Annotated in this window: 3 protein-coding genes; all 3 read right to left on the reverse strand. The window is 66.8% G+C overall.

Going from position 1 to position 2,471, the window contains the following annotated elements:
• On the reverse strand, nt 1-1,166 hold a 1,166-nt coding region (locus ACFP9U_RS24710), incomplete at its 3' end, for a cobaltochelatase subunit CobN (protein ID WP_378625497.1).
• 4 nt (nt 1,167-1,170) lie between these two features.
• Complete coding sequence (cobW, locus tag ACFP9U_RS24715; RefSeq protein WP_378625499.1) at nt 1,171-2,208, reverse strand: cobalamin biosynthesis protein CobW; 1,038 nt, start codon at nt 2,206-2,208, stop codon at nt 1,171-1,173.
• A partial coding sequence (locus tag ACFP9U_RS24720; RefSeq protein ID WP_378625501.1) for a DUF1636 family protein occupies nt 2,205-2,471 on the reverse strand: 267 nt, incomplete at its 5' end. The genes ACFP9U_RS24720 and cobW, both read right to left, overlap by 4 nt.

The following is a 2,471-nucleotide window of genomic DNA, read 5'->3' on the forward strand; positions in this document are numbered from 1 at the left end:
CACGCCTCGCGCCGCGTGGTGGCGACGGCCACCTGGAAGACAGGCAGGCCAAGCCGGTCGAACAGCGCCTCGCCCTCGCCCTCCATGCTGCTGGCGAAGGCGGTGGCGGTGACGAGGGCGGCGGGATGCAGAGCCTTCACCGTCTCGTCGAGGAGCTGGCGCGCGGTGTCGTCGCGCAGGGTGGCGACGAAGATGGGAACGGCGAGGATGCCCCGTTCTTCCAATGCTTTTGTCAGAGCGTCGATGGGTGCAATGTCGCCCGCGAGCAGCATCGAGCGGTAGAAGACGAGTGGGACAACGGGGCGGAAGGAATCTACCGGCTCCGCAGCCGCGCCCCCTCTCTTGCGATTTCTAACACTTAGCTTCCGCTTCGCTCCAGCTAAGATGTTGAAATCGCTTTCTCCCCCGCCATAGGGGAGATGGGCGCCCGCTTCAACGCCGCTGCCACTCTCAGATGCCGGAAATGGGGAGGAACTGAGCCGCGAGGGGTCTCTCTCCCCCTTGGCGGGGGAGAAAGCAAATTCTTGGGCTTGGGCAAAGCTCAAGTCCTTAGAATTTGCAAGAGAGGGGGCTGGCAAAGCACGTTGAGCAAAATACTCCAGCCCCACAACACCCCTGCCCGGCCCGTAATATCCGGCGCGGGGGAGCGGGCGGGGCTCGCCTGCCTCGACTTCATGACCCGCCATTCGCGCCATGTGGCGAACGGCCAGGCCGATGTTTTCCGGCCCGCCTTCCCGGAAGCAGGCGAGCAGCCTTTCATAGGTCTCCTCGGTGACTGTCGAGAGTGAAGTCAGCCGGTCGTCCCGCTCGCCGCCCTCGCCCGGCAGCAGTGCCAGCGTGATACCCTTTTCGCGTGCTGTCGCGGCAAGCTGATCGCAGCCATAGCGCCACCAGTCGTAGCCGCCGAGGATGCGGGCGACCACGACGCGCGCATGGGCCGCCACGCTGTCGACCCAGAGATCCACCGACATGGGATGGCGCAGCTCGCGCAGGGGGGCGAGCCTCAGCGAAGGCAGCGCCTTCTCGTCCGCCTTCCAGGCGGCGGCAAGCCCCGCCAGGTCACTGTCGGTAAAGGACAGCGCCACCATCTCCGCCGGGCTCTGGCGAAGGTCGACCGGCTCGATCAGGTCGTCGAGCGAGGCGGAACTGGTGGCGAGGATGTGCATCGTTTCATGCCGCCAGGAGCTTCTCGACCGCCGTCCGGTCGAGGCCCTTGAGGCCGATGACGACGAGGCGCGTGCCGCGTGCCTCGTCCGCCTTCCAGGGGCGGTCGTAATGATGCGTCACGCGCGGACCGACGGCCTGGACCAGAAGCCGCATCGGCTTGCCCTCCACATGGGCGAAACCTTTGAGTCGCAGCACGTTTTCCGCTTCGGCCGCCGCCGCCACCTTGCGGGCCAGCGCCTCGGGGCTCGCCACTGCCGGCAGGTCGAGTACGAACGTGTCGAAATCGTCGTGCTCGTGATCGTCGGCGCCGTCATGATGCGACTTGCGGTTTTCGATGTCGTTCTCGACCGCGAGCCCGAGACCGAGCAGCACGCCCACATCGACCTTGCCGTTCATGCCGGGCACGATCTTGGTGCCGGCGCGGACATGGCCGTTCATGCGGCCTTCGGCGCTGGCGAGGTCGCCTTCATTCAGAAGATCGGCCTTGGAGAGGATGATGAGATCGGCGCAGGCCACCTGGTCGTCGAAGACCTCCTCGATGGGATCGTCGTGGTCGAGCAATTCGTCGGCCACCCGCTGCGCGGCGAGCGCCTCCATGTCGGCCGCCACCCGGCCGCCGGCCAGCGCCGGCCCGTCGACCACCGCCACCACGCTGTCGACCGTCACGCGGCTCTTGATCCCCGGCCAGTTGAAGGCCTGCACCAGGGGCTTCGGCAGCGCCAGCCCCGACGTCTCGATCAGGATGTGGTCCACCCTCGGTTCGAGTGAGAGGATCCTGTCGAGTGCCGGCGCGAAGTCGTCGGCCACGGTGCAACAGATGCAGCCGTTGGCCAGTTCCAGCACATCGTCGTCCGTGCACCCCTCGATCCCGCAATTGCGCAGGATCTCGCCGTCGATGCCGATATCGCCGAACTCGTTGACGAGCACGGCGATCCGGCGCCCGCCTGCCTGTTCCAGCACGTTGCGGATCAGCGTCGTCTTGCCGGCGCCCAGAAAACCGGTGATCACCGTGCAGGGCACGCGTTGGAGAGCGGCGGTCATGGAATCTCCTTCAGGCTGTCATAGGTGGGAATGCGTGCGATAAGCCCGCGCTTGAGCGCCTGGGGCCGGCCGCGAAAGGGCATAAAGCCATCCTCGGAGCGGGCGAACAGCGCCGCACCCGCGATCAGGTCTTCGCCGCTGCCCGGCTGCAACTCGCCGAAGACATAGGACCAGCACCCCTCACGCAGGATCGCCGCGGAGAGGCCGCGCTTGCAGTTGCCGAGGCAGGCCACCTGCCGCACGCGCACACCGCCTTCCGCGCC

The sequence above is a fragment of the Nitratireductor sp. GCM10026969 genome, from assembly GCF_042660605.1.
In the GTDB taxonomy this organism is placed as follows: domain Bacteria; phylum Pseudomonadota; class Alphaproteobacteria; order Rhizobiales; family Rhizobiaceae; genus Chelativorans.

Bases quoted from the DNA above. Each gene is read 5' to 3' on its own strand.
- cobW (WP_378625499.1), bottom strand. From the start codon at position 2,208: ATGACCGCCGCTCTCCAACGCGTGCCCTGCACGGTGATCACCGGTTTT.